The sequence below is a fragment of the Butyrivibrio sp. NC3005 genome, assembly GCF_000424545.1.
Taxonomy (GTDB): Bacteria; Bacillota; Clostridia; order Lachnospirales; family Lachnospiraceae; genus Butyrivibrio.
This window is the reverse complement of sequence record NZ_AUKC01000092.1, coordinates 1-1,351: the sequence shown is the minus strand read 5'-3', so window position 1 is coordinate 1,351 and position 1,351 is coordinate 1. Positions and strand designations below refer to the sequence as shown.

1 protein-coding gene is annotated in these 1,351 nt (G+C 39.7%); it reads right to left on the bottom strand.

Features of this window, described 5'->3' with window-relative positions; translation table 11 throughout:
• Nucleotides 1-97: 97 nt before the first annotated feature.
• On the bottom strand, nucleotides 98-1,126 hold the full coding sequence (locus G634_RS0114830; protein WP_035800380.1) for a S66 family peptidase: 1,029 nt from the start codon (nucleotides 1,124-1,126) through the stop codon (nucleotides 98-100).
• Nucleotides 1,127-1,351: the final 225 nt, after the last annotated feature.

The following is a 1,351-nucleotide window of genomic DNA, read 5'->3' as shown; positions in this document are numbered from 1 at the left end:
GCAATCGAACTGTTGAAAATACTTTATCTCTCACAAAATACATTAATATGTTGAAGTGCTGTATTTATTGCACCTTCATAATCTTTGTCTATAATAATTACTCCACAACTCCGCTTTCTAAAATAGAAAATGTCTTTTTATTGCAATCAATCTCTGCCTGTGCCCCATAAGGTAAAATGAACATCGGCGAAGAATGGCCAAAATTAAGTCCATACATAATAGGTATCTTGCAAGAATAATTTTCGGAAACGATCTGCCTTATAATCTGTGCTTGTCCGATAAAATATCTTTCCTCATTAGCCTTTCCGATGATAATGCCGTTTAGTCTATTCAGAATTCCCTTTTTTCCCAATTTCTCAAAAAAAGTCTCTATAAATTCTTCGTCAAAAAATTCCGGAATGTCCTCAACAAAAAGAATCGCATCTTCATAGTCTTCAAGCATCGGCTCTATCGCTGTATCCTCAAGTTCCATGATACCCGTGTGTCCGCCAATCAATCGTCCCGCTATCCGTCCCTGCCCTTGGATTATTTCATATCCGCTACTCGGGTAATAATTTCTGATCTTTTCGGGATAAAAATTATCAGACGGCTCAAAAGTCCACTCGTCTGCGGGTTCAATGTTTCCAAGAGCCAAACTGTCAAAAAGTGTTTTTATAAACCACTTCTTACTATACTCATGCCAACCGGCCTGATCTGCAATCTGTGTCAAAAGATTATCTCCGTAAAATGTTGAAAGACCGCACTTATAGCACAGAAGATGAATGTTCATAACATCGGAGTAACCGATAAATATTTTGGGATTGTCGGAAATCGATTTGGGATCAATAAAAGGAATAAGCTTTATACTGTCGCAGCCTCCTACATTGGCGATGATTGCCTGTACATCCTTATTCTCGAAAGCCCACATGATATCTTCTGCTCGTGCCCGAGGATTCTTCGCCAAATACTCGGAACCTCTCATAGAATTCGGAGCAGTGATGACATTAAGCCCCAATTCTCTAAGTCTTGAAACGCCCAACTCATATTTCCACTTTATGCCTTCATCTCCGGCCCAACCGTTGCAAGGGCTGATCGTTGCTATCGTATCCCCCGGCTTCAGTCGACGCGGCTTTACCAGCTGTCTCATAGTCTCTCCTAAAATATAGATGTTTTAATTGTCGCTTTCTAAATAATACACTAACCCCGTCCCTCGGAGTCCATTTCATTCATAAAACTATCTCCTGTAAAAGTGTGGTAGTGTCAAATCTGACACCCCTTTTTTGTTACTAAAACCTTTATTTTCGGGAGGTTTAAATAAAAAGAGCATTGACCTCCCTTTTGGTATAATGTTAACGACCAAGAAAACACTCCA

Excerpts from the sequence above, each read along its gene's own strand:
- G634_RS0114830 (WP_035800380.1), bottom strand. The coding sequence starts at position 1,126 with ATGAGACAGCTGGTAAAGCCGCGTCGACTGAAGCCGGGGGATACGATA.